Consider the following 26,631-nt stretch of genomic DNA (forward strand, 5'->3'; position numbering starts at 1 on the left):
ATTTTCAAATTTATTTAAACTTAAGCTTAATTTGTGATAACCAAAGCAATAATGCTAACGGAATAAATAAATATAATGCTTCTTGAATATTTGTTGCAGTATCTCCCCGAATAGAACCCATAATCAATTGAATAGATAAAATAGTTATTAAAATTAAATTAATACTATATATTCCATTTTCAGCTTTTCTTAAGCTCAAACTGTACTGGTCAGCTAAACCACAAAATATTGCAAATATTATACTCGCTAAAATTATTCCAAAAACACCTAAATATATATATGCTTCACCTACAAACCCTGGTGGAATTGACATCCCTTGATCAAATGGAAAATTTAATTTTTTAACTATTTCTTCCGACAAAGGTTGGGGTTTATTCGGCCAAATACTTCTAGGTATAAAAATAAATAATGGTTTGAATAATGTTAATATATTTACATGTACTTGATAATTAGTAATTATAGTTGCTAAAGAATATGAATAATTCACATCCGTTCCTACTGCTAAATAATCTATATATTTGTTGTAATCTCCGACTAATATATCTTTAAAATTCACAAAACCATCCTTCAAACCATAAGTTCGAATGCTCATCATTAAAGGTAATATAATTAATATAGTTGATAGTGCAATTGCTGATAAATGAAGAAGGTTTGGTGTTTTCCCTTTTTTATAAATGTAAAGTACTAAAATTGCTATAGTGGGATATATTAAAATGCGTCTTCCAAATATGAAGATTGTTACTACTATTACACTAATAAGAATTAGAAATAAAGATTTCACTTTATTTCTTGTATTATTTGAATTATATAAATATAAATATGAAAGATATAAGTAACCCAATAGCACTGATCCTTGTAACATTTTCATTATAGAGCTATTTTCAAGAGTTGCAGTCGAACCACCAGTAACAATGTTCAATCCTGTTAACATTATTACAACAATTGTTGCTAATACATATATTGGATAGATATTATCTATATTTTTTGTTTTTATTATTAATAAATTGTTCATTTCAAATTTTATATTTGCAAGTTGAATAATAAGATTAGTAACTACAAAGACAATCAAAGCTAGTAAATACAATTTATTAGTGTAATCATAATTTGAGGCATCTAAATACAATTTATAATTAAAAGGTTTATCCATTATTATAGGTAATAAAAAACTTATACTAAAAACTGTTAAAAATAATAAACTTATAAACCTAAAATTTGAACGCAATAAATATATCGCATAAGTAACCGATATTGTTACAAAGAAAAATATAATCACACAATTCACCCTTTATTCTGAATTAGCTTTAAAATATTTTTATAAATGGCAAAATGCTTATATATTGCTGAAATTATTAAAGCGATTGCATATCCATATATTTCTAAAATGTTAGTCAATATTGCACTAAGTAAAACAATTATTATTAATGTGAATAAGTTAATTATCAAATTATTTCTATATTGATTGTTAGCAAGCAATTTTATTTGTAGCAATGCTGAACTCGACATTAAAATCACCCCTAAACTCGCTGGAAATATTAACAATTGAACTTTGTAAATATACTCATTATAAAATATATAAATAAAGACCCATGAAAGTACGGAAATAAAAATTGATATTATAATTGATAAAAATATTATTAACTTCCACGTCTTTCTTACTTGAGCTGTCGTAATCTCTTGTTTGTTATCAACTTCATAACTCAATAACACGGTAACAATGGGATTGATTAGTATATTAGAAATTTTGCCAATTATAGTAGCAATAAAGAATAATGGCACATAAATAGTTCCTAAGAATATACTTAGCAATATCCTATCTGAGTAATTAATTAAATTTAATATGGAATTAGCACTAAGAAGCTCTAAATAACTTTTAAAATCAACTTTATTTAACATTTTAATATTTGTTTTTTTTAATACGTTCTTATATTCAAATATCATTAATATACTCATTAAAAATTCACTCAAAAATAATATTACGAACACAGATGTATGCAATAAATACATACTTACGCCGCCTATTATCATAATTGCACTTGCTATTAAACTTATATAAAATAGTGATTTAAATCGAAAATCTAATCTGTAATATACAAATAAATAACATCTTATTAATAAAAATGCTGACCACAAACTAGAAAACATAATATCTATGAATGCAAACTGATTCACTAGAGAATAAAGACCCGTTACACACATTACTATTACAGATCCCATAAATATTAAAAATAAGTATTCCGATTCAATTATTTGATCTTTATTTTTATTTATTAATCTTATGTTATTCAATGTGTTCCCTATGATAGGTGAAATCATATTAACTAATGTTAAAAGTAAAATGAAGTTCCCAAATTCTATTGTAGAATGTGATTTTGAATAAATAGGTAGAAGTAAAAACTGCATTAAAACCATGATCATTACGTTAGATAACACACTATAGATAAAGTCTTTTGATTTATTCATTTTGCTACCACACTATTAATTACTTAAATATATTCTTTTTAATTTTTCACTTTCATTTTGCCAATTCAGCTCATTAGATGCCTTAATAGCATTACATCTTAATTTGTTGTATAAAATTTTATTATTTAATAATGTTTGCACGGCTTCAGCAATGTTTTGAGGTGTTACTTTGTCTATTACAATTCCAAATTCATATTTTTCATTTAAGTAGTAATGTTCTTTAACTGGAGATAATATTACTGGCAATCCAGCATGTATACATTCAAAAATTTTATTAGACACTGTATATTTAAAATTTATTGAAACAGGTTTAGTAAGAACTACACCAATATCACTTTCACTTAGTTTTTGAACTAACTCTTTTACTTCTACAGGTTTAGCTAATTTTACGTTAGCATTTTCTACTTTAATGAGTTTTCTAATTTCGTCTTCTTGTGGGCCAAATCCTCTAATCACATAATTAACTGGTTGTTCATGCTGAATTGTAGCAGCTTTAACAAACTCCTCATAACCACGATTTGCAACAATCTGACCTTGATAAACAACTTCATTAATTTCACTACTTTTAGTTAAAGTCAATGATTCATCGAGAAACGGTGCATTGGTAATCACATGTGGCGTTTTTTTATAACCTTTTTTTAAATAATATGATTTAGCTGCATGACTCACAGTAACAAATGCATTCACCCTTTTATTTATAATATGTTTTTCAATAAGTTCAACAATTTTAGATATAACTCTGTACTTATTGATAAATGCGTTTTTAGCATATATTTCATGGGCATCAAAGACGATTTTTGCATTTTTATAACCGCTAAAATAAACCATTAGCAGTACATCAAAATCGTTTGCATGAATTACATCTGGTTTATATCTTTTAATTTGTCTTATTACACCTTTGGCAAATTTAATGCGTTTAGACAACTTACTTAAAATTGAAGTAGTATCTTGTTTATCACCAAGAAGTTTAAAGTTAAAGTTTATGTTTTTTAAACGTTCTTCTGTAACATTATTATTGTTCATTCCGACCATTAAATGAGTATTAGTAACATTTTTAATCGTCTCCATTTGCTTCAAAATTCTAGGATCTTGAACAATATTACTTGATACGATATTTAAAATTTTCATTTATCTCTTCCTATTCTTTCGAAACTTTAAAATTATTTAATGAAAAGTTATTTGCTTTAAGTTCTTTTGGCTCCATTAACCACCATTTACTTTCAAGTAACTGCTGAATAGTTACATTATCAAATCTTTTTTTTATTGTTTTAGCTGGTATTCCACCTACAATTTCATAAGGAGCAACATCTTTCGTTACAACTGCTCCTGTTGCTATGATTGCACCAGTACCTATTTGAACACCATCTAGTACGATTGCACTAGCTCCAATCCATACATCATGTCCAACAACAATTTTCTTCGGACTCTCATCAAATTTCAAAAAAGCTTCTTTTAAACCAAAAGGGTTATTGTTTGAATAAAAGACAGGAGAGCTACTAAAAAAATTTACTGGATGCTTACCTAAACCCATCTTTACATCAGATGAAATTGAACAGTAATTGCCTATTTTAACGTTATTAAAATCACTACCAAAACCAATATAACTATATTTACCGATAGTAGAATTTCTGACTTTACAGAATCTATCGACATAATTATTACCTTCAAAAGTTGAATTATTAACATAAGCTAATCTATTTATCTTCACATTTTTTTCCTTAGAAGATGATGATTTTATTAAAGCAAATACTTTATTTAACATGATTTCCTCCAAGTATTGCGATTAATAATATCTTTATAACTTTGAATAATTTTAACGACCTTTGTTGAAACATTGCTATCTTGATAGTCGATTGCGTCAATCATTGGCTCGTCATTTTCTTGCATTACTTTTGCTAATTCGACAGATTGCACAAGATTGTCGTATGAAATACCACCCACAATGACTGTTCCTTTATCCAGTACTTCCGGTCTTTCAGTTGAAGTACAGATTAAAACACCTGGAAATTTTAAAATAGCTGATTCTTCAGATAATGTACCGCTATCGGACAATACAACAAATGCATTTTTCTGCAATGCATTATAATCAAAGAAGCCAAATGGTTTTAATTGTCTAACCAATGGATGAAACTTAAAATTTCTTTCTTCAATTTTTTTCCAACTTCTTGGATGCGTTGAATAAATAACTGGCATTTGATAGTTCTCTGCAATTGCGTTAATCGCACTCATCAATGATAAGAAGTTTAGCTCATTATCAATATTTTCTTCACGATGCGCTGACACTAAAATATAATTTTGCGGTGTTAACTTTAAGTTTGAAAGAATGCTACTTCCCTCAATTTTAGTTAAATGTTCATCTAATACTTCTTTCATAGGAGACCCTGTCACAAAAATATTTTGTTTTTGGATACCTTCATCAAGTAAATAGCGTCTACTATGTTCTGTGTAAGGTAAGTTAACATCACTGACATGGTCGACAATTTTCCGATTAATTTCCTCTGGTACATTTTGATCAAAACATCTGTTTCCTGCTTCCATATGAAATACTGGAATTTTAAGTCTTTTCGCTGATAACGCTGCTAAACAACTATTGGTATCTCCTAAAATTAACAGTGCATCTGGCATTTCTTCAGCTAAAACTTCATATGATTTTGCTAAAATGTTACCCATTGTTTCACCTAAATGACTTCCTACCACTTCAAGAAAGTAGTCTGGTTTTCTTAATTCTAAATCCTCAAAAAACACTTGATTCAGCGTATAGTCATAATTTTGACCCGTATGTACTAATACGTGATTGAAATACTTATCGCATGATTTTATAGTTGCTGATAACCGAATAATTTCAGGCCTTGTACCAACAACAGTCATTAATTTTAATTTTTTCACTTATTTAGACCTCCAAGAAATATGTATCTGGATTATGTGGGTCAAAGATTTCATTTACCCACATGATTGTAACCATATCTGTGTCACCTAAGTTTTCAATATTGTGTGTATAACCTACTGGAATATCAACTACTTCAAGTTTTTCGCTAGTAACAGGATATTCAATAATTTTGTCATCTCCAACTTTTCTAAAACGAATAACACCATGACCAGAAACAACTAAAAATTTTTCATTTTTTGTATGATGCCAATGGTTTCCTTTCACAATGCCAGGTTTTGAAATATTAACCGAAACTTGACCTCTATCTATAGTTTTAAAAATCTCTGTAAATGATCCTCTATCATCAACATTCATTTTTAAAGGATAACTAAATTTATCTTTAGGTAAGTAACTTAAAAATGTACTATGCAATGCTCGTTCAAATGGATTTTCAATATTTGGGAGTGATTTATTTATATTCATTTCTTTAAATCGATATAATAGTTTAGCTACTGTACCTAATTTTTCTTCAAATACATTAGGTACTTCGGGTCTGTCATTTTTAATAGTCGGTCGTCCTGCAATTGCATTTTTAAATTCTTTAATAACGTCATCAATATAGTTTAATTTAAGTTCAACATCCTCATCATTAACTTGTATTTCTTTATTTCGAGCAATATTATGGCAAAACGTAGCAATAACTGAGTTGTAATTCGGTTTGCACCATTTACCAAATAAATTAGGCAAGCGATAAATTAAACTTTCATTGCCATTTTGTACTGCAAAATTAATAAGTAGATGCTCACTTTCACGTTTACTATTACCATATGGTGTATCAATTTCAGCTTGAATTGATGAAGCAAAAATAATTTTTGGTTGCTTAGGGTTATCTTTTAAGATTTCAAGTATTTGTTGTAAAAAGTCTACATTACCTATTTTAAATTCCGTATCATTTTGAGGCCTATTTACGCCTGCTAAATGCACAACTGAATCAGCTACCAGTAAATACTGTTTTAATTCATCTGAGGAAGTTTGTCTGTGCACTTCAAAAATTTCATAATCTGTTGTTGCTTTCAAATCTTCTTTTAGGTTTTTTCCTACAAAGCCATTTGAGCCAGTTATAACAATTTTCAATGTAAACGCTCCTGTCTTTTATGGTATTTGCTTAATTCAGTACGAACATATTTTAAAGTCAGCAATTTCTCCTTAATTTCTTCAACTGTTAATATTGTCGTATTATCAGAATTATATTCATAAGATGCAGTAATACTTTTACTACCATCTTCAAAATAATTACTGTAATTCAAATCTCTTGAATCTGCTGGCACTCTGAAATAATTTCCTAAATCTTCACATTGAGCGTATTCCTCGCGAGTTAATAATGTTTCAGACTTTTTCTCACCATGTCTTGTACCGATTATTTTGAGGTCATTATATGCTTCAAATAATTGTAAAAGTGCTGTCGCAAGGTCTCCAACTGTTGAGCTCGGTGCTTTTTGAACCATAATGTCTCCATTTTGTGCGTGCTCAAATGCATAAATCACTAATTCAACGGCTTCTTCTAAAGTCATTAAAAACCTTGTCATATTTGGATCTGTTATTGTTAATGGTTCTCCAGCTTTAATTTTTTCTATGAAGAGAGGAATGACTGAGCCTCTTGAAGCCATCACATTACCGTACCTAGTACCACAAATTAATGTTTGCTCACTATCCACATTTCTAGATTTAGCTACAAATATTTTTTCCATCATTGATTTAGAAATGCCCATTGCATTAATCGGATAGGCAGCTTTATCTGTAGATAAACAAATTACTTTTTTTACATTATGACGAATAGCATTTTGTAGTACATTTTCAGTACCGAGTATATTTGTTTTAACAGCTTCTATTGGGAAAAATTCACAAGAAGGCACTTGTTTTAAAGCTGCTGCATGAAATACAAAATCTACATTTCTCATAGCAGTTTCAACACTACGTGAATCTCTCACGTCACCTATATAAAATTTTAGTTTAGAGTTATTGTATTTTTTCCTCATATCGTCTTGCTTTTTTTCATCTCTTGAAAACACTCTAATCTCTTTAATATCTGTTTCAAGAAATCTATCCATAACGGCATTACCAAATGACCCTGTTCCACCAGTGATTAATAGCACTTTATCTTTAAACATATTAATTCTCCTATTCATTAGCAATCTGGATAATTTTTTCTTTAGAAAAGTTATTTACTAAATCATTTATGATTTCGTCTACTTCTACTCGAGAGAAGAATTTCACTTTACCTCGATAGATTTTTTCATATACTTGTTCTGGATGTATTTCACCCTCATTCAGTAACTCTTCGTATAGCTTTTCTCCTGGTCTTATACCAGAAAATTCAATACCGATATCTTCTTCTTTTTTACCGCTTAACCTAATAAGATTACGCGCTAAATCTACTATTTTTACTGGTTTTCCCATATCGAGTACGAAAACTTCTCCGCCTTGTGCTAAGGCACCAGCTTGTAATACTAATCTTGATGCTTCTGGTATCGTCATAAAATACCGCGTCATTTCTGGATGCGTTACAGTAACCGGGCCACCCGCTTCTATTTGTTGCTTAAATAATGGAATTACTGAACCTCGCGAACCTAACACATTACCGAAACGGACAGCGACAAAGTCTGTTTGTGATGTTTTGTCGTTCAAACTTTGTATAACCATCTCTGCAACTCGCTTTGTCGCTCCCATAACGTTCGGTGGGTTTACTGCTTTATCTGTAGAAATCATGACAAACTTTTTCACAGCTGCATGTTTCGCTGCTTCTGCAGTATTTTTCGTTCCTAGTACATTATTACGTAATGCTTCTTGTGAATTATATTCCATCAGTGGAACGTGTTTATGTGCTGCTGCATGATACACGGCATACGGTTTGTAGTAATTCATCACTTCAAATAATCGCACTCTATTTTGCACATCGGCTATTACAGGTTCAAACTCAATTTCCCCTGCATACTGTTTGGACAATTCTTGGTGTATTAAATAAATACTATTTTCACCATGTCCTAACAACACGACTTTGTTCGGGCTAAATTTACAAACTTGGCGACAAATTTCTGAGCCTATAGAACCACCTGCACCGGTAACTAATATCGTTTTACGCGTTAACTCCTGTGATATCATTTGCATATTTAGTTCTACTGGGTCCCTCCCAAGTAAATCTTCAACTTCTACCTTTTTCAGTTGATTAACTTCAATTTCTCCTGCCATAACTTCCTCAATATTAGGCATTCTTAATAACTCAACACCTCCAATATTGCAGATATTATTAATTTCTTTTAGTCTCTTTTGATTAACTGTAGGTATTGCTATAATAATTTTTTTGATGTTAAATTTCTTTACTAACTCCGGAATATCAGCTATCGTTCCCTGTACTTTAACTCCTTCAGTAATTGCTATTTTGTACTTTTTCGGATCATCGTCTACTGCCAATACTGGTTCTAATTTCATCTCAACACTTTTCAACATTTGACGAATCAACATCGAACCTCCTTGGCCAGCACCGACAACTAATGTAGGTTTTTTATTATATGCTTTGCCACCAAAGTGTTTACTTGATACTCTCCAACATAAACGAGAACCACCAATAAATATTAAATGCATCATCCATGTAATAAAATACAACCTAATAAATGGACTTTGCGCTGTTAAGATTGCTACGATAATCATTGTGCTCACAATAGATGAAGTTACCGCTTTCACAACTAACAAGAGTTCACCCACACTAGCATACTCCCATGCCCGATGATATAAGTTAAAAGCCAAGGCAAAAATGTGATGCGATATTAACAACGACAGCGCTGATAACATTAATAATTTAATAGAATAACTTTCAAAATATGGCTGTAAGATAAAATAACTTACAAAGACTGAGAAAGTTACTATTATTGAATCAATCATAATTAATATTAATAACCGTAATCTTGCAGAAATGTGCGTCACTATAATCCCTCATTCAATTTACTAAGTTAGTCCAAACCATTTTTTCTCTTTATATCCCTGAGTTGGCTTAAATTTGGATATGTGTACATCCCTAACCACCTTTTGTGCATTTGTTAAAAAATTAGTTAATTCACCATGATACTGCTTCACCTTACGGTCCTGAAATAAGCTACGCATCAAAAATGGACGATGTATGGCATGATGTGCATCGGAACCTACAAAATGTACTAAATTGTTATCTATCATTTGAAATGCTAACTTTTTAACGTTTTTACCAAAAACACCTACTAACGATCCAGAAGTCAATTGACTTAAAGCTCCCATGTTAATTAGCTCAAATAATACATCAAGATTTTGACTCATTTCTTTATTTCTTTCTGGATGTGCAATGATTGGTATATATCCTTTATTTTGTAATTCATAAAATAGCTTATGCGTATAATACGGCACTTCGTTCGATGGAAATTCAATTAATAAATAACGTGAATCATTAATTCCTTTAATAGTTCCTTGTTCTAGCTCAGTAATAATTTGATCTGTCAATCGAATTTCCTGTCCCGCATAAAAGTTAAAGTTCAATTGTTTTACTTCTTCATGATTTTGTAATTCCAACAACTTTTCTTCAACACAGTGCATAGTCGTTGAATATTTAGGATGTAAATGATGAGGCGTCACTATTATTTCAGTTACTCCTTCTGTACGTGCTTGTTGTAGCAGTTTACTCGCTGCTTCAATATTTTGTGGTCCATCATCAACATCAATTAACACGTGATTATGAAAATCAATCATTACTATCATCTCCGTAATAATAATAGTAATTTGACGATTTATCTTTCGGCATTTTATTTAATACAACACCAATAACTTTTGCTCCTGATATTTCTATTAATTCTTTAGCTTTTTTCACTTCATTTTTATCATTCTTTTCGCTATCAATGACTAAAATGCAATTCGCCACATTGATAGCGTATAGTTGAGCATCAGTCACACTCGTTACCGGTGGTGTATCGATCACAATAAAATCAAACTCTTGCTTTAGTTGCTGGTATACTGTTTTAAATTTTTCTGAACCAATTAACTCAGATGGATTCGGTGGTATCGGACCAGAAGTTAGTACAAACAAATTTGCAACGAACGTCTCTTTGACAGCATCTTGATACATTGCCCTACCTAACATATAGTTTGATAATCCATTATTGTTCGTTACATCAAAAACATAATGTTGCGTCGGTTTACGCATATCACCGTCTATAAGTAATGTTTTATAACCTGCTTGCGCATATGTAATTGCAATATTTGCTGCAATCGTACTTTTTCCTGCTGCAGTTTTTTCTGAGGCAACTATGATATCTGTAATTTCAGCATTTGCATTCGAAAACATAATATTCGACCTTATTCCTCTAAACTTTTCACTAATCGTTGATTTGGGTTGATCATATGTGTACAGGGGTGTTATATTTTTATTCTTTTTAGCCATAGCTGAGCAACCTTCCTTATTTGAATTTTTGTATAGCGCCTAGAACTGGTAAGTCCAATTCCGTTGCTACATCTACTTCTGTTTTTATACGTTTATCAAATAATTCTTTTAGCACAACAGCAAACAGCGCTACTAATAATCCCGATGTCCATCCGATAAATAAATTTACAAGTGGTTTAGGTGCAACTTGTATGGCGGTCCCATTAGCTTTAGATAAAATTGACACATTATCTATATTCATAATGTCAGTCACTTCATCACTAAATACCTGTGCAATAGTATTAGCAATTTTTTCCGTTTCCTTCTTATTTTCACTTTGTATATTAATGTTTAATAATTGCGTTTCAGCCTGATTTGACACAGTTAACATTGCAGCAATATCGTCCGCACTATATTTTTTGCTTAGTTTTCTGGCAGAGGCCTCTAAAATACGAGGACTTTTAATAATTTCATTATATGTATTTACTAATTGAATATTGCTTTGTACTTGTTGCGGATTAAATTGCTGACCATCACTTTCTTTTTGATTAACCAAGACTTGGGTAGAAGCTTCATATTTGGGAACCATAATAAAAAAAGTAATCATTGCACTACTAATTAAAAATAAAAGTGGCACTAAACATAAGAACTTTAAGTTTTTCTTTATTATGTCTTTTAACTTCATCAAATCTAATGTTTTTTCCATATTTACCTCCATTAATCATGTTTTACAATTGATTAAATGCCATCCATTTTGTAATATCAATATTTGCTCACAATTTTTATTGCGAACCATATTGTAATTTACAAATATGTTGCATTAAAATTTTACCTGAATATACTTTCAAGCTGTGGTAAATTTTAAAATAAGCAAAAAAAAGGAAGCACTTAATAAAAAAGTGCTTCCAAAAAAATGTGTAATTCTTATTTTGTTGTAAATTTATTATGCAATGTCGAATAAGAAACGTCGTGTTGTTGTACCATCTTCTTTTGTATATGGTTCGATTTCTTCGCCACCGTTATGCTCAATGACTGACAATGAAATTTCATTATCTGCATTGCAAGTAATTAAGGCTTCTTGTACGCCAATACGTGATAAATAATCTAAAGCTTTCTTCAAGATTTTATTACCGTAACCTTTACCACGATATTTTTTGCGTATGCCGTAACTAACGTGACCACCGACTTTTTTCAATGAATCATTTAAATGATGTCTAATATTAACTGCACCGATAATTTCTTCATCATCAATTAAGAAGAATGTTGTGTTATCCACTGTTTCATCGCGTGTTTTATTATGTGCTAGTTCATGCACTAATTCTTCGAAACAACTATATTTTGTAATACTTGTAATCGATGGAACGATTTGCTCATCATTATCTATCCATTCCTTCATATAATTACAATATAAAGATTCATCTGACATTGCCAACTCTCTAAATTCAGCCATGCTGATGTGCCTCCTTCTAACTACTTATATCATTATTATGTGTGTTTAAATAATAAACAAAATGATCCGTCCATTGACCATTTTCAAATATAAATCCCTTACGTATACACTCAAAATGGAAGCCCACTTTTTCTAATAGCTTTTGTGATGGTTCATTATCAAGATTGACATGTGCTTCTATTCTATGAAAATGTAATATCTGTTGTGCTTGTGCCACGATTTCAACTAGTGCTTCATAGGCATAGCCACGTCTCCAAAATTGGTTGTGAATAAAGTAGCCTAATTCTGCCCATTGAAAATTGTCCCTACTTAATGTTTTCAAATCTATCATTCCGATATGTTGCCCACGTTTATCAAAGATAGCAAAATAATAAATATCATCTTCTTTTATCGCTTCTTGTTGGTTACGCACAAGTGTGTAAAACCATGATTCGGTCTTCTCTAATAAATCAAGTTGTCCCTTATCATATTTATATTGTGCTAGCTTACTGTTACTATAACCGTTATACCATGAATGATAGTCATTTTTTTCCAACGGTCTAATGATAAGACGTTGTGTCTGAAAATGCAACCTTAAATTGTATTTCATTTAGTTATTCCCCTTTTAAAATAAAAAACCACAATTTTCTGTATATTGCACACCGTTAATTAAGCTAGTTGACCCTATCATACTACTTTCTAATTTGTTAGTAAAAAATTCCGCCATGCTTACTTTTTTTCGAGATGGGTATACTGATAATAAGTAATTTTACACTTATAAACATTGATATTTTCTTTGTTATAACATGCTAGAACCAAGCATTTAAGGAGGTTGTTACAATGAATAAACATCTGTCTAATATTTTATTCACATTCTTTGGAATTTTAGCTTGGTTGGCAACGATGCTGATTTTTATTTTACCAACACTAACACCATATCAATCTTACATCGAGAGTCAAAGTGGCTTATCTGAAGGTTGGATTGTTGTATTGCTTGTACTCATTACACTATTTTATATCTTTATCTTAGTGTTAGACTTATTTAACTCAGTCGCTACACAAGTATTACAATTTGTGTTACTTACGTTAGTAATTGTCTGTGCGTTACCATCCATCACAGCATTTATTATCATTTCTTTTATTGTTGATATCAGTATCATTCAAATTTTCATACCAATCGTCCTCATTATATTTACGATTTTATTGCATGTCGTGTGGTGTACTATACCATTTCTACAAACTAAAGAGGCAAAAGAAGCTAAAGCACAACAAGATGCAAAACAACGTGACGATACTAATACTGCCAAAGATTCCATTACTAAAAGACATGCCCATTAGTCACATGATAACAAAGAAGCTAGAACAATTGTCTGTTCTAGCTTCTTCTTATAGTCATTATTCATTTATTACAGCAAAAATTTCTATGAAATATGCTCAATTAATCTATTCAATAATATTTAATTCTTTTCCAACTTTTTCAAATGCTGCAATGGCATCATCTAACATCTCTTTAGTATGTGCTGCAGTTGGCATATTACGTACACGTCCTGTGCCTCTTGGTACAGTTGGGAATACGATTGATTTTACATAAACACCTTCTTCTTTCAGTTTATTACTGAAATCTTGTGTTTTCTGTTCATCACCAATAATGACTGGTGTAATCGGCGTTTCTGATTGACCAATATCAAAGCCTAATTCTTTTAAACCTGCTTTTAAATAATTGCCATTTTCCCATAATTTATCATGTAATTCAGTTGAAGCCATTAATTTTTTAACAGCTTCTGTGATCGCTTTTGTATCTCCAGGAGCTAATGAAGTAGAGAATAAGAAAGGTCTTGATTGTACTTTTAACCAATCGATTAATGATTGAGTACCTGCCACATAACCGCCTACAACACCAATTGCTTTTGATAATGTGCCGATTTGGAAATCAATTTTGTCTTGTAAACCGAAATGTTTTACAGTACCAGCGCCGTTACCCATAACACCTGAACCATGTGCATCATCAACATAAGTTAACAATCCAAATTCTTCAGCGATTTCTACGATTTCTGGTAATCTTGCAACATCTCCATCCATACTAAAGACGCCATCTGTAATATACATTACTTTATTATATTGTCCTGATTCCACTGCTTTTTTTGCTTTGGCACGTAAGTCTTCCATATCAGAATGATTCACGCGGATAATTTTAGCTTTTGATAAACGGCAACCATCAATAATAGAAGCATGGTTTAATTCATCTGATAAAATAGCGTCATTTTTATTCATTACTGCAGATATCGCAGCCATATTACAATTAAAGCCAGATTGATAAGCAATAGCTGCTTCTGTTCCTTTAAATTGCGCCAATGTTTGCTCTAATTCATCATGTAAATCTAATGTCCCATTGATTGAACGTACTGCACCTGCACCCACACCATGCGTATCAATAGCATTTTTAGCTGCTGTTTTTAAGTCTTCATCTGTCGCTAGTCCTAAATAGTTGTTTGATGATAGATTAATATAGTTTTTACCATTAATTTTAATTTCAGCGCCATTCGCACCTTCAATTGTGTCTATTTCGTTGTAGAGTCCATTATCTTTTAAATAATTAATATTCTCTGTTAAAAAGTCATTCAGTGATTGTACCACTGTGATTCCCCCTTTGAGTTGTCTATGTACTTAACCCCATCATATCGCATTTTGATTTAAGTTAAAAGTACTAAATACGGCATTGAAAATTAATTCTAAAGATAATATTTTGACTCGTGCTCTATAGGCTTTAGAAGGAAAATGTTATACTGAAGTCATATGAAAATAGAATAGGAAGAAGGGTTGAAATTGTTTGATTGGTATCAACTAGCAAATATGAAAGAAAATAGAATGATTCAAATTCGCAGATATCTCCATCAATATCCTGAGTTATCATTCGAAGAAGAACATACGTATGATTTTATTTTAAATCAATTAAGCCAATTATCGTGCGATATACAATCACCTGTTGGCCGTAATGGTATCGTTGCAAGATTTTCAGGCAAAGGTGATGGTCCAGCAATCGCTTTACGTGCCGATTTTGACGCTTTACCCATAGATGAATTAACGAATTTAGACTTTAAATCAAAGCATCCTGGAAAAATGCATGCATGTGGACATGATGGCCATACAGCTATTTTATTAGGTGTGGCTGAACTTATAGATGAACACCGCAATAACCTAAATGGAGATGTCGTACTGATTTTCCAATATGGTGAAGAAATAATGCCTGGTGGTTCTCAAGAAATGATTGATGCTGGCTGTTTACAAGATGTAGATCGTATATATGGAAACCATTTATGGAGTGGCTATCCTACTGGTGCTATCTATTCACGCAATGGCGCGATGATGGCTTCACCTGATGAATTTAATATTAAGATTCAAGGACAAGGTGGTCATGGCGCTAAACCACACGAAACAATAGATCCTGTAGTCGTTATGGCTGAATTTATTTTAAGCGCACAAAAAATCGTTTCACGTACGATAGACCCGGTTAAACAAGCCGTAGTGAGTTTTGGAATGATTAAAGCTGGCGATGCTGACAATGTTATCCCTGACGCTGCTTATTGTCGTGGCACAGTACGCACTTTTGATACAGAAATACAGCAACATGTTATTGAACGATTGGAAAAAATATTAGAAGGTTTAGCAGTCGCGAACGACATCACGTATACCTTTGATTATATTAAAGGGTATTTACCAGTGCATAATCATCCACAAGCTTATGATGTCGTACAAGCTGCTGCAGATCAATTAAATTTCCGCTTTAATAATGCTGAATTGATGATGGTCGGAGAAGATTTTTCTCATTATCAACGCGTACGTCCGGGTGCTTTTTTCCTCACTGGTTGTGGAGACGAAACCAAAGGCACAACTGCGCCACATCACAGTCCGTATTTTGATATTGACGAATCTGCGATGAAATATGCAGTCAGCACCTTTTTAAAAATTTTAGAACTAGAGCAAGTCATTATAACTAAATAATACTTCAGAAGATAGGTACAACAATGCTACCTATCTTTTTTGAATACAAAAAAAGCCTCCAATAATGGAGGCTTCCAGACTGTCGACAAAGTCTCCGACTTTGTTGGCAGTTTTTTTATGCACGCTTTCCGCGGGCACTGCCTTAGCCTGTAGTCTTCGGCTAGTGATATTCCCGCAGGAGTCGGCATAAATTACTGCCAATATTACACAAAAACATTATAATATATGTAAATTAAACAGTGGTGGTGTTTATTATGTTGAATAAATCAATTGATAAAAGAGATCAATATGAAATGATTTCTATCTCTGAATTAGTCCCTAATAATCATTTATTACGTAAAGTCGATGCGATATTAGATTTAAATTTTGTGTATGAACTTGTCGAAGACAAATATTGCCTTGATAATGGTAGACCATCTATAGATCCTGTTATTTTAGTAAAAATATTACTCATACAAAGGTTGTTTGGCATTAAATCAATGAGACAAACAATTAAAGAAATAGAAACAAATGTAGCTTACCGTTGGTATTTAGGATATAGCTTTTTAGATAAAGTACCTCATTACGGAACTTTTAGTAAGAACTATACACGTCGTTTTCATGATACAGATTTATTTGAACAAATATTTGAGAAAATACTAGAAATAGCTATCAAAAATAACTTAATAGATCACTCATCTTTATTCATTGATTCTACACATATTAAAGCAAATGCAAATAAGAATAAATACATCAAAAAAATTGTAAAAAAAGATACACTTCACTTCCAAGAAGAATTGGATAATGAAATAAATGAACAAAGGCGAGCACAAGGAAAAAAGCCAATAAAAAATAAAAGCAAGGAGGAATATAAAACCAAAAAAGTAAGTACGACTGATCCAGAAGCTGGGTACTACGTTAAAGGTGAACGAGAAAAGCAATTTGCTTATAGTTTACACGCATGTGTAGATAAAAATGGTTATATTATTGATAAGCACGTGACACCTGGTAATATTCACGACAGTACACAACTCAAACCAATGATTGAAAGATTGGAAACCAAGCAGATGTTGCCTATCACATTAGCAATTGATTCAGGTTATAAAACACCTTTTAATGCACACTTTTTGCTTGAAAAAGCAATTGTACCAGCAATGCCATATACGAGACCTAAAGGAAAACCTGGTTTTTTCAGAACAAAAGATTTCATCTACGATGAACATTATGATACTTATATTTGTCCTAATGATGAAACTTTACTATATAAAAGAACAATGCCAACAGGACACAGATTATATGTATCAGATGCTTCAATATGTCGAGACTGTCCACTACTAAATAAATGTACTGAAAGTAAAGATGCCATAAAACAAATTAGAAGACATGTTTGGCAAGATGATTTAGATATAGTTGAAGATTTAAGGTTTGTGGATACAATTAAAAAACAATATAAAATGCGAAGTCAAACAATAGAGAGAAAATTTGGCGATGCAAAAGAACAGCATGGTATGAGATGGACGAGATATAGAGGACATGACAAAGTTTCCATGGATACCACGCTAATTTGTGCTGCCATGAATCTTAAAAAAATCGCAATGTGGCTAATAAAAGGCCCAGTAATGGTCTGAAAGACCACTGCAATTTTGAAAAAAACTATAAAAAAAGAAAATAAATAAACCCTTCGCATTAACTTGCGAAGGGTTTGTCCACGTTCTGAAAGCCTCCAATAATGGAGGCTTCAAACTACATCTATATTAGATAAAGTTTAAATTATTTTTCGATTACAGTAACAACGCCTGATCCTACAGTACGTCCACCTTCACGAATTGAGAAACGAGTACCGTCTTCGATAGCGATTGGAGAAATTAACTCAACGTCCATTTCAACATTATCGCCAGGCATAACCATTTCAGTACCTTCTGGTAAGTTAACAACACCAGTTACGTCAGTAGTACGGAAATAGAATTGTGGGCGGTAGTTACTGAAGAATGGAGTATGACGTCCACCTTCGTCTTTAGATAATACATAAACTTCAGCTTTGAATTTAGTATGTGGTGTAATTGATCCAGGAGCAGCTAATACTTGACCACGTTGGATGTCTTCACGAGCAACACCACGTAATAAAGCACCAATGTTGTCACCAGCTTCAGCGTAGTCTAATAACTTACGGAACATTTCTACACCAGTAACAGTTGTTTTGCTTGAATCTTCTTGCATACCAATGATTTCAACTTCTTCGCCGACTTTGATTTGTCCACGTTCAACACGGCCTGTAGCAACAGTACCACGACCAGTGATTGAGAATACGTCCTCAACTGGCATCATGAATGGTTTGTCAGAGTCACGTTCTGGAGTTGGGATGAAATCATCAACTGATTGCATTAAGTCTAAGATTTTTTGCTCGTAGTCAGCGTCGCCTTCTAGAGCTTTAAGAGCAGAACCAGCGATTACAGGTACATCGTCACCTGGGAAGTCATATTCGCTTAATAAGTCACGAACTTCCATTTCTACTAATTCTAATAATTCTTCATCGTCAACCATGTCAACTTTGTTTAAGAATACTACTAATGCTGGAACACCAACGTTACGTGATAATAAGATGTGTTCACGAGTTTGTGGCATTGGGCCGTCAGCAGCAGATACTACTAAGATACCGCCGTCCATTTGAGCAGCACCAGTGATCATGTTTTTAACATAGTCAGCGTGTCCTGGGCAGTCAACGTGAGCATAGTGACGTTTTTCAGTTTGATATTCGATGTGTGAAGTATTGATTGTAATACCACGTTCTTTTTCTTCTGGAGCGTTGTCAATCATGTCATATGATTGAGCTACAGCGTCACCATTTTTTGCTAATACAGTTGCGATAGCAGCTGTTAATGTTGTTTTACCATGGTCAACGTGACCGATAGTACCAATATTGGCATGTTCTTTTGAGCGATCAAATTTTTCTTTAGCCATTATAAAATCTCTCCTATTCTCTTAGAAAATATATTTAATAATTATCTCTCATGACAGTTTCTCACCATCATGAGAAGACAGATAACTAGTTAATGCAAAGGAACATAGTTCCTTTATAATGCATTTAGACCAAAAAATCAATTCAAACAATTGGATGGCTTATAATTAAGCTTATTTTGTATTTTACTGACGTTTGTCGTACAACACAAGTTTAATTATTCAGCTTGGTTTCCACTGTTTTTCTTGATAATCTCTTCAGAGATTGATTTTGGAACTTCTGCATAGTGGTCAAAGTACATAGTATAAGTACCGCGACCTTGAGTGTTTGAACGTAATGATGTTGCATAACCGAACATTTCTGAAAGTGGTACAAATGCGTTAACAACTTGTGCGTTACCGCGTGGTTCCATACCATCTACACGTCCACGACGAGATGTTACGTCACCCATGATGTCACCCATGTACTCTTCAGGCATTTCGATTGTTACTTTCATCATTGGTTCTAAGATAACTGGATCACATTTTTTAGCAGCTTCTTTAAGTGCTAATGATGCAGCAATTTTGAAGGCCATTTCAGATGAATCGACATCGTGGTATGAACCATCAAATAATTTAGCTTTAACATCAATTAATGGATATCCAGCTAATACACCATTTTCCATTGAATCTTTAAGACCAGCTTCAACAGATGGAATGTATTCACGAGGAACTACACCACCAACAATGGCATTTTCAAATTCGAAACCTGCGCCAGTTTCGTTAGGCGTAAATTCGATTTGAACGTCACCATATTGTCCACGTCCACCTGATTGACGAGCAAATTTACCTTGAACTTGTGCTGATTGCTTGAATGTTTCACGGTAAGAAACCATTGGCGCACCAACATTACATTCAACGTTAAATTCTTTCTTCATACGGTCTACTAAGATATCTAAGTGAAGTTCACCCATACCACCGATGATAACTTGTCCAGTTTCTTCATCTGTGTGAGCATGGAAAGTTGGATCTTCTTCTTGTAATTTAACTAAAGCAGTAGTCATTTTATCTTGGTCTGCTTTAGATTTTGGTTCTACTGATAAGTGAATAACTGGCTCTGGGAAGTCCATTGATTCCAAGATGATGTCATTTTTCTCACCACATAAAGTATCACCAGTACCTGTATCTTTAAGACCTACCGCAGCAGCGATATCGCCTGAGTATACAGTGTTTAATTCTTGACGAGAGTTAGCGTGCATTTGTAATAAACGACCTACACGTTCACGTTTATTTTTCGTTGAGTTTTTAACATATGAACCTGATGTTAACGTACCTGAGTACACACGGAAGAATGTTAATTTACCAACGTAAGGGTCTGTCATTACTTTGAATGCTAATGCAGCAAATTCTGCATCGTCATCCGCTTTAGCAATAACTTCTTCGTCAGGATTGTCAGCGCGGTGACCAATGATTGGTTTAACATCTAATGGTGATGGTAGGTAGTCAATAACAGCGTTAAGCATTAATTGAACACCTTTGTTTTTGAATGCTGTACCAACAAGTACTGGGTAGAATTCTACATCAGTAGTAGCTTTACGGATAGCAGCTTTCAATTCATCAATAGTGATTTCTTCATCACCAAGATATTTTTCCATGATGTCTTCATTAGTTTCAGCAACGGCTTCGATTAAGTTAGCACGTGCTTCTTCTGCTCTGTCTTTTTGATCTTCAGGAATTTCGATTTCTTCAATTTCAGTTCCTAAGTCATTGTTGTATTTGAAACATTTCATTTCTACTAGGTCAATGATTGCTTCGAACTCGTCCTCCGCACCAATTGGTAATTGGATAGGTTGCGCATTCGCTTGTAAACGATCATGTATAGTGCTAACAGAATATTCAAAGTTTGCACCTAACTTGTCCATTTTGTTTACGAATACAATACGAGGTACACCATAAGTTGTAGCCTGACGCCAAACTGTTTCAGTTTGTGGTTCAACACCTGATTGCGCATCAAGTACTGTTACCGCACCATCAAGTACACGTAAAGAACGTTCAACCTCAACTGTGAAGTCTACGTGTCCTGGTGTATCAATGATATTTACACGGTGATCATCCCACTGTGCTGTTGTTGCAGCTGAAGTGATAGTGATACCACGATCTTGTTCTTGCTCCATCCAGTCCATTTGTGAAGCACCTTCATGTGTTTCACCGATTTTATGGATTCGGCCAGTATAGTAAAGAATACGTTCTGTCGTAGTTGTTTTACCAGCGTCAATGTGAGCCATGATACCGATATTACGAGTTCTTTGTAAAGTAAAATCTCTAGCCATGTATTTTTTCTCCTTCCAGTATTACTGCGAATAAATACTATAAATATGGCGATGCCCTAAGCACGAGCCACAGATAGTAAACTATCAAATTGGAACATACTCAGGGTAAAAACTACCATCTTACCAGCGATAGTGAGCGAACGCTTTGTTTGCTTCAGCCATCTTGTGTGTATCTTCACGTTTCTTAACTGCGCCACCTGAATTGTTAGCTGCATCTAAGATTTCGTTAGCTAAACGCTCTTCCATAGTTTTTTCACCACGAAGACGAGCATAGTTTACTAACCAACGTAATCCTAATGTAGTACGACGTTCTGGACGAACTTCTACAGGTACTTGATAGTTAGAACCACCAACACGACGAGCTTTAACTTCTAATACTGGCATGATATTTTCAATAGCTTCTTCAAATACTTCTAATGCATCTCTACCACTACGTTCTTGAACTAGTTCGAAAGCATTATAAAGAATTCCTTGAGCTGTTCCACGTTTACCATCTAACATAATTTTGTTGATCAATTTTGTAACTAATTTTGAGTTATGAATTGGATCTGGTAATACGTCTCTTTTTGGGACTGATCCTTTACGAGGCATAATGTAAGTCCTCCCTTCCTATTATAATATATTTTGAGATTTTATAAGTAAAATTTACGAAATTTTAAACTTATTTTTTAGGTTTCTTAGTTCCGTATAATGAACGACCTTTTCTACGTCCATCAACGCCTGAAGTATCAAGCGCACCACGTACGATATGATAACGCACACCAGGTAAGTCTTTTACACGTCCACCACGTACAAGTACAACACTGTGTTCTTGTAAGTTATGGCCGATACCAGGAATGTATGCATTTACTTCAATGTTATTTGATAAACGCACACGTGCATATTTACGTAACGCTGAGTTAGGTTTTTTAGGTGTCATTGTACCAACACGAGTACAAACACCACGTTTTTGAGGTGAATTTAAGTCAGTAAATTTTTTCTTTTTACTGTTAAAACCTCTGTTTAAAGCTGGTGAATCAGATTTTTTACCTTTACTTTGTCTTGGTTTACGCACCAATTGGTTAATAGTTGGCATTTAAAATGTCCTCCTCTCTTCTTTTTTAATCCCACACATCCAGGTGGTTCATTTTTAGGTTAAATAAAATTTAGTAAGAATATCTTCTCACTAATCTCATTTTAGTAATGCAACAATAGAAGCATTAACATTAATCCCTACACATTCTCCTAAAGCTTGTTTGCTCGCAAAAAATGATATAGGCATTGTTTGTAGATTGATTTGGCTTAACACGCGAGAAAGTACATAAACTTCTACGTCTTCAGCGATAATCAATGATGTAACTTGATCGTTGCTCAGCGCTTTCAGCGTCTGTCTCTGACCAATAACATAGTGTTGTTTGTTAAAGCGTGCAACTTTTTCATTAGACATAAAATATCCTCCAAAGTTCTGCTTGCATCAACCTTAATAATAGTAACATCTACGTGGTGCCGCGTCAACTATAAATAGCCTTAAATATCAAAAAAACAAGTGACCGACTTAACATCGGTCACTGTGTTTTATACACCCTATTATTCAGTAATAATAGCTTCTTCTATTTCTTGTTCCGGAGCAGCTTTGTCGTATTTAACGTCTCTATAACGTCTCATACCTGTACCTGCTGGAATCAATTTACCGATAATAACATTTTCTTTTAAGCCAAGTAAGTTATCACGTTTACCTTTAATTGCAGCATCTGTTAGGACACGAGTTGTTTCTTGGAATGAAGCCGCAGATAAGAAGCTTTCAGTTTCAAGAGATGCTTTCGTAATACCTAATAATACTGGTTTAGCTGTTGCTGGACGTTTGCGTTCTTTGAACGCTTCACGGTTAGCATCAGTAAAGTTGTGAATGTCTACTAATGAGCCAGGTAATAGTTTCGTATCGCCTGCTTCAATGATACGTACTTTACGTAACATTTGTCTTACCATAACCTCAACGTGTTTATCGTCGATTTCAACACCTTGCATACGGTAAACTTTTTGTACTTCTTTTAGTAAGTAGCTTTCAGTTGCGTTCAAGCCAGCAACAGATAAGAAGTTTTTCGGTTCAATTGAACCTTCAGTTAATACTTCTCCACGCTCTACTGCTTGTCCAACTTCTACTTTCAATCTTGAAGTACCTGAAGCAAGGTAAGATCTAGTTTCATTATTACCTTTAATGACAATTTCTTGTTGACGGTCTTTCGCTAGTTTAATGTCTTCTACTGTACCTTCGATATCAGTGATTACCGCTTGTCCTTTTGGATTACGCGCTTCAAAGATTTCTTGGATACGAGGAAGACCTTGAGTGATATCGCTACCTGCTACCCCACCTGTGTGGAATGTACGCATTGTAAGCTGTGTACCAGGTTCACCGATTGATTGGGCTGCAATTGTACCAACTGCTTCACCAACTTCGACTTTTTCACCTGTAGCAAGGTTTTTACCGTAACATTTTTCACATACACCATGACGTGTATTACATGTAAATGCTGAACGGATATACATTTCTTCAATACCAGCATCTGTAATTTGTTTAGCGATATCTGCAGTAATCAATTCGTCTGGACGGATGATAATTGCATCTGTTTCAGGGTGACGAATTGTTTCTTTAGAATAACGACCTTCGATACGCTCGATGAATGGTTCAATCATTTCAGTACCTTCTTTGATGTCTGAAACAAGTAAACCACGGTCTGTACCACAATCTTCTTCACGGACAATAACATCTTGAGCCACATCAACAAGACGACGAGTAAGGTAACCTGAATCGGCAGTTTTCAGTGCTGTATCGGCAAGACCTTTACGCGCACCGTGAGTAGAAATAAAGTACTCTAATACTGTTAGACCTTCACGGAATGATGATGTAATTGGTAACTCAATAATTTTACCGGATGGCGCAGCCATAAGTCCACGCATACCTGCTAACTGTGTAAAGTTAGATGCGTTACCACGGGCACCAGAGTCACTCATCATGAAGATAGGGTTTGTTTTATCTAATGACTGCATTAATTCACCTTGAATCTTATCTTTGGCGTCTGTCCAAATTTCGACTACTCGGTTATAACGCTCATCTTCAGTAATTAAACCACGATTAAATTGTTTTGTAATACGTTCAACTAATTCTTCATGTTCATCTAAAATATCTTGCTTGTCTGCTAATACCACAATATCAGATACACCAACAGTAATACCCGCTTTAGAAGAGAACTTAAATCCTAAGTCTTTCATTCTATCAAGCATCATTGATGTGTCAGTGATGCTAAAGCGATTGAACACTTCGGCAATGATATTACCTAAGAATTTTTTGTTGAATGGATCAACAAGTGGTTGATCTTTGAAGTATTCTTGTAATCCGCCTTCACCTAGTTCAGTTGCAGAAACAAAGTACTTATCTGGTGTTTTATCTTCTAAATTAGCTTGTGAAGGTTCATTAATATAGGCGAATGAATCAGGAATAATCTCATTAAATATCACTTTACCTACAGATGTTGTCAAGATCTTACGATTTTGTTCTTCTGTAAATGTTGGATTATTAAATGATTGTGCGTGCACACCAATACGTGTGTGTAAGTGCACATAACCATTAGCATACGCTTTTAATACTTCGTTAGTATCGTTGTAAATTGTACCTGTATTCACAGCATCTGCACGTTCTAATGTTAAATAATAGTTACCTAATACCATATCCTGTGATGGTGTTACAACTGGTTTACCATCTTTAGGGTTTAAGATATTTTGTGCAGCTAACATTAACATACGTGCTTCAGCTTGTGCTTCTTTAGATAAAGGTACGTGAACAGCCATTTGGTCACCATCAAAGTCAGCGTTATAAGCCGTCGTTACAAGTGGATGTAAACGAATCGCACGACCTTCAACTAATGTTGGTTCAAAGGCTTGGATACCTAATCTGTGAAGTGTAGGCGCACGGTTAAGTAATACTGGGTGTTCTACGATAACATCTTCTAAAACATCCCATACTTCATCGTCCATGCGTTCAATTTTACTTTTGGCATTTTTAATATTCGTTGCAATTTCACGTTGTACTAATTCTTTCATAATGAATGGTTTGAATAATTCTAATGCCATTTCTTTAGGTAGTCCACATTGGTACATCTTCAAGCTAGGTCCTACTGCAATAACAGAACGGCCTGAATAGTCAACACGTTTACCTAATAAGTTTTGACGGAAACGACCTTGTTTACCTTTTAACATATGTGACAATGATTTTAATGGACGGTTACCTGGACCAGTAACTGGACGGCCACGACGACCATTATCAATTAAAGCATCTACTGCTTCTTGTAACATACGTTTTTCGTTTTGTACGATGATGCCAGGAGCACCTAAGTCTAATAAACGTTTTAAACGGTTATTACGGTTAATAACACGACGATATAAATCGTTTAAATCACTTGTAGCAAAACGTCCACCATCTAATTGAACCATTGGTCTGATCTCTGGTGGAATAATTGGTAATACGTCTAAAATCATCCAAGCAGGATTATTACCAGAATGTCTAAATGATTCAACAACTTCTAAACGTTTAATAGCACGAGTCAATCTTTGCCCTGTAGCTGATTCAAGCTCATCACGTAAGTGTTTTAATTCATCATCTAAATTTATTTCTGCTAATAAATCTTTAATACCTTCAGCACCCATTTTAGCGCTAAATTGGCCTGGGAATTTATCATAATACTCTCTGTATTCTGCTTCAGAAAGTAATGTTTTCTTCTCTAAACCTGTTGGTCCTGGGTTAACTACCACATAAGACGCGAAGTAAATAACTTCTTCTAATGCTCTTGGTGACATATCTAATAAAAGGCCCATACGACTTGGGATACCTTTGAAATACCAAATATGTGATACTGGTGCTGCTAATTCAATGTGTCCCATGCGTTCACGACGCACTTTAGATTTAGTTACTTCCACACCACATCTGTCACAAACCATGCCTTTATAACGCACACGTTTGTATTTACCACAACTACATTCCCAGTCTTTTGTAGGTCCAAAAATTCTTTCACAGAAAAGACCATCTTTTTCTGGTTTAAGTGTACGATAGTTTATTGTTTCTGGCTTTTTGACTTCACCAAAAGACCAAGATCTGATTTTTTCAGGTGAAGCAAGTCCTATTTTCATATAATGGAAATTATTTACATCAATCAAGGAGCCTACCTCCTTC

23 protein-coding genes are annotated in these 26,631 nt (G+C 33.6%); 3 read left to right on the forward strand and 20 right to left on the reverse strand.

Annotation, left to right across the window (positions count from 1 at the left end):
* Positions 1–10 precede the first annotated feature (10 nt).
* The 13 genes from MUA37_RS11545 to MUA37_RS11605 all read right to left on the reverse strand — a co-directional run bounded on the left by MUA37_RS11545 (position 11) and on the right by MUA37_RS11605 (position 12,799).
* Complete coding sequence (locus tag MUA37_RS11545) at positions 11–1,273, reverse strand: O-antigen polymerase (protein WP_103388458.1); 1,263 nt, start codon at positions 1,271–1,273, stop codon at positions 11–13.
* Between the two features lie 5 nt (positions 1,274–1,278).
* Complete coding sequence (locus tag MUA37_RS11550; RefSeq protein WP_262624623.1) at positions 1,279–2,460, reverse strand: lipopolysaccharide biosynthesis protein; 1,182 nt, start codon at positions 2,458–2,460, stop codon at positions 1,279–1,281.
* A gap of 15 nt (positions 2,461–2,475) precedes the next feature.
* Complete coding sequence (locus tag MUA37_RS11555; protein WP_002509440.1) at positions 2,476–3,588, reverse strand: glycosyltransferase; 1,113 nt, start codon at positions 3,586–3,588, stop codon at positions 2,476–2,478.
* A gap of 10 nt (positions 3,589–3,598) precedes the next feature.
* The gene (locus tag MUA37_RS11560; protein ID WP_262624624.1) at positions 3,599–4,222 is read right to left on the reverse strand and encodes a CatB-related O-acetyltransferase; all 624 of its coding nucleotides are present in this window, start codon (positions 4,220–4,222) and stop codon (positions 3,599–3,601) included.
* Positions 4,216–5,346 carry a non-hydrolyzing UDP-N-acetylglucosamine 2-epimerase gene (gene wecB, locus MUA37_RS11565; RefSeq protein ID WP_262624625.1) on the reverse strand — a complete coding sequence of 377 codons (1,131 nt, stop codon included), beginning with the start codon at positions 5,344–5,346 and terminating at the stop codon, positions 4,216–4,218. The genes MUA37_RS11560 and wecB overlap by 7 nt, the downstream gene beginning before the upstream one ends.
* A 4-nt stretch (positions 5,347–5,350) precedes the next feature.
* Entirely contained in the window at positions 5,351–6,460 is a 1,110-nt protein-coding gene (locus tag MUA37_RS11570; RefSeq protein WP_002509437.1) for a polysaccharide biosynthesis C-terminal domain-containing protein, read from the reverse strand.
* Complete coding sequence (locus MUA37_RS11575; RefSeq protein ID WP_204172526.1) at positions 6,457–7,494, reverse strand: nucleoside-diphosphate sugar epimerase/dehydratase; 1,038 nt, start codon at positions 7,492–7,494, stop codon at positions 6,457–6,459. The genes MUA37_RS11570 and MUA37_RS11575 overlap by 4 nt, the downstream gene beginning before the upstream one ends.
* A 10-nt stretch (positions 7,495–7,504) precedes the next feature.
* Entirely contained in the window at positions 7,505–9,262 is a 1,758-nt protein-coding gene (locus MUA37_RS11580; protein WP_394371098.1) for a polysaccharide biosynthesis protein, read from the reverse strand.
* Positions 9,263–9,325: 63 nt separating this feature from the next.
* Positions 9,326–10,093: a tyrosine-protein phosphatase gene (locus tag MUA37_RS11585; RefSeq protein WP_262624627.1), complete on the reverse strand. Its 768-nt coding sequence runs from the start codon at positions 10,091–10,093 to the stop codon at positions 9,326–9,328.
* Positions 10,086–10,781, reverse strand: coding sequence for a polysaccharide biosynthesis tyrosine autokinase (locus MUA37_RS11590; RefSeq protein WP_002509433.1), 696 nt, complete (start codon positions 10,779–10,781; stop codon positions 10,086–10,088). Before MUA37_RS11590 ends, MUA37_RS11585 begins: the two co-directional genes overlap by 8 nt.
* Positions 10,782–10,797: 16 nt before the next feature.
* Complete coding sequence (locus MUA37_RS11595; RefSeq protein ID WP_021459836.1) at positions 10,798–11,466, reverse strand: Wzz/FepE/Etk N-terminal domain-containing protein; 669 nt, start codon at positions 11,464–11,466, stop codon at positions 10,798–10,800.
* A 237-nt stretch (positions 11,467–11,703) separates the two neighbouring features.
* Positions 11,704–12,210, reverse strand: a complete 507-nt coding sequence (locus MUA37_RS11600) for a GNAT family N-acetyltransferase (RefSeq protein ID WP_002509431.1) — start codon at positions 12,208–12,210, stop codon at positions 11,704–11,706.
* A gap of 16 nt (positions 12,211–12,226) precedes the next feature.
* Entirely contained in the window at positions 12,227–12,799 is a 573-nt protein-coding gene (locus MUA37_RS11605; protein ID WP_002509430.1) for a GNAT family N-acetyltransferase, read from the reverse strand.
* Positions 12,800–13,029: 230 nt separating this feature from the next.
* Between MUA37_RS11605 and MUA37_RS11610 the strand changes: the two genes are divergently transcribed.
* A complete protein-coding gene (locus tag MUA37_RS11610; protein ID WP_002509429.1) occupies positions 13,030–13,527 on the forward strand; it encodes a hypothetical protein in 498 nt (165 codons plus the stop codon).
* A gap of 105 nt (positions 13,528–13,632) precedes the next feature.
* On the opposite strand, the gene MUA37_RS11615 is transcribed toward MUA37_RS11610, so the two are convergent.
* Positions 13,633–14,823, reverse strand: a complete 1,191-nt coding sequence (locus tag MUA37_RS11615; protein WP_262624628.1) for a glycine C-acetyltransferase — start codon at positions 14,821–14,823, stop codon at positions 13,633–13,635.
* A 189-nt stretch (positions 14,824–15,012) separates the two neighbouring features.
* Here MUA37_RS11615 and MUA37_RS11620 point away from each other — a divergent pair, with 189 nt between their 5' ends.
* Positions 15,013–16,188, forward strand: coding sequence for a M20 family metallopeptidase (locus tag MUA37_RS11620; RefSeq protein WP_103388462.1), 1,176 nt, complete (start codon positions 15,013–15,015; stop codon positions 16,186–16,188).
* A gap of 254 nt (positions 16,189–16,442) precedes the next feature.
* Positions 16,443–17,795, forward strand: a complete 1,353-nt coding sequence (locus tag MUA37_RS11625) for an IS1182 family transposase (protein ID WP_021459431.1) — start codon at positions 16,443–16,445, stop codon at positions 17,793–17,795.
* A 142-nt stretch (positions 17,796–17,937) separates the two neighbouring features.
* Here MUA37_RS11625 and tuf read toward each other — a convergent pair whose 3' ends face one another.
* The 6 genes from tuf to rpoC all read right to left on the reverse strand — a co-directional run bounded on the left by tuf (position 17,938) and on the right by rpoC (position 26,588).
* Positions 17,938–19,125: an elongation factor Tu gene (gene tuf, locus MUA37_RS11630; protein ID WP_002509426.1), complete on the reverse strand. Its 1,188-nt coding sequence runs from the start codon at positions 19,123–19,125 to the stop codon at positions 17,938–17,940.
* A 215-nt stretch (positions 19,126–19,340) separates the two neighbouring features.
* Complete coding sequence (gene fusA, locus MUA37_RS11635; protein WP_021459830.1) at positions 19,341–21,431, reverse strand: elongation factor G; 2,091 nt, start codon at positions 21,429–21,431, stop codon at positions 19,341–19,343.
* Positions 21,432–21,551: 120 nt separating this feature from the next.
* Positions 21,552–22,022 carry a 30S ribosomal protein S7 gene (rpsG, locus tag MUA37_RS11640; RefSeq protein ID WP_002509425.1) on the reverse strand — a complete coding sequence of 157 codons (471 nt, stop codon included), beginning with the start codon at positions 22,020–22,022 and terminating at the stop codon, positions 21,552–21,554.
* A gap of 70 nt (positions 22,023–22,092) precedes the next feature.
* Positions 22,093–22,506, reverse strand: coding sequence for a 30S ribosomal protein S12 (rpsL, locus tag MUA37_RS11645; protein WP_002509424.1), 414 nt, complete (start codon positions 22,504–22,506; stop codon positions 22,093–22,095).
* 96 nt (positions 22,507–22,602) lie between these two features.
* Positions 22,603–22,857: a ribosomal L7Ae/L30e/S12e/Gadd45 family protein gene (locus tag MUA37_RS11650; protein WP_002509423.1), complete on the reverse strand. Its 255-nt coding sequence runs from the start codon at positions 22,855–22,857 to the stop codon at positions 22,603–22,605.
* A gap of 140 nt (positions 22,858–22,997) precedes the next feature.
* Complete coding sequence (gene rpoC, locus MUA37_RS11655) at positions 22,998–26,588, reverse strand: DNA-directed RNA polymerase subunit beta' (protein WP_262615969.1); 3,591 nt, start codon at positions 26,586–26,588, stop codon at positions 22,998–23,000.
* Positions 26,589–26,631 lie beyond the last annotated feature (43 nt).

Source organism: Staphylococcus arlettae (assembly GCF_025560845.1).
GTDB lineage: Bacteria > Bacillota > Bacilli > Staphylococcales > Staphylococcaceae > Staphylococcus > Staphylococcus arlettae.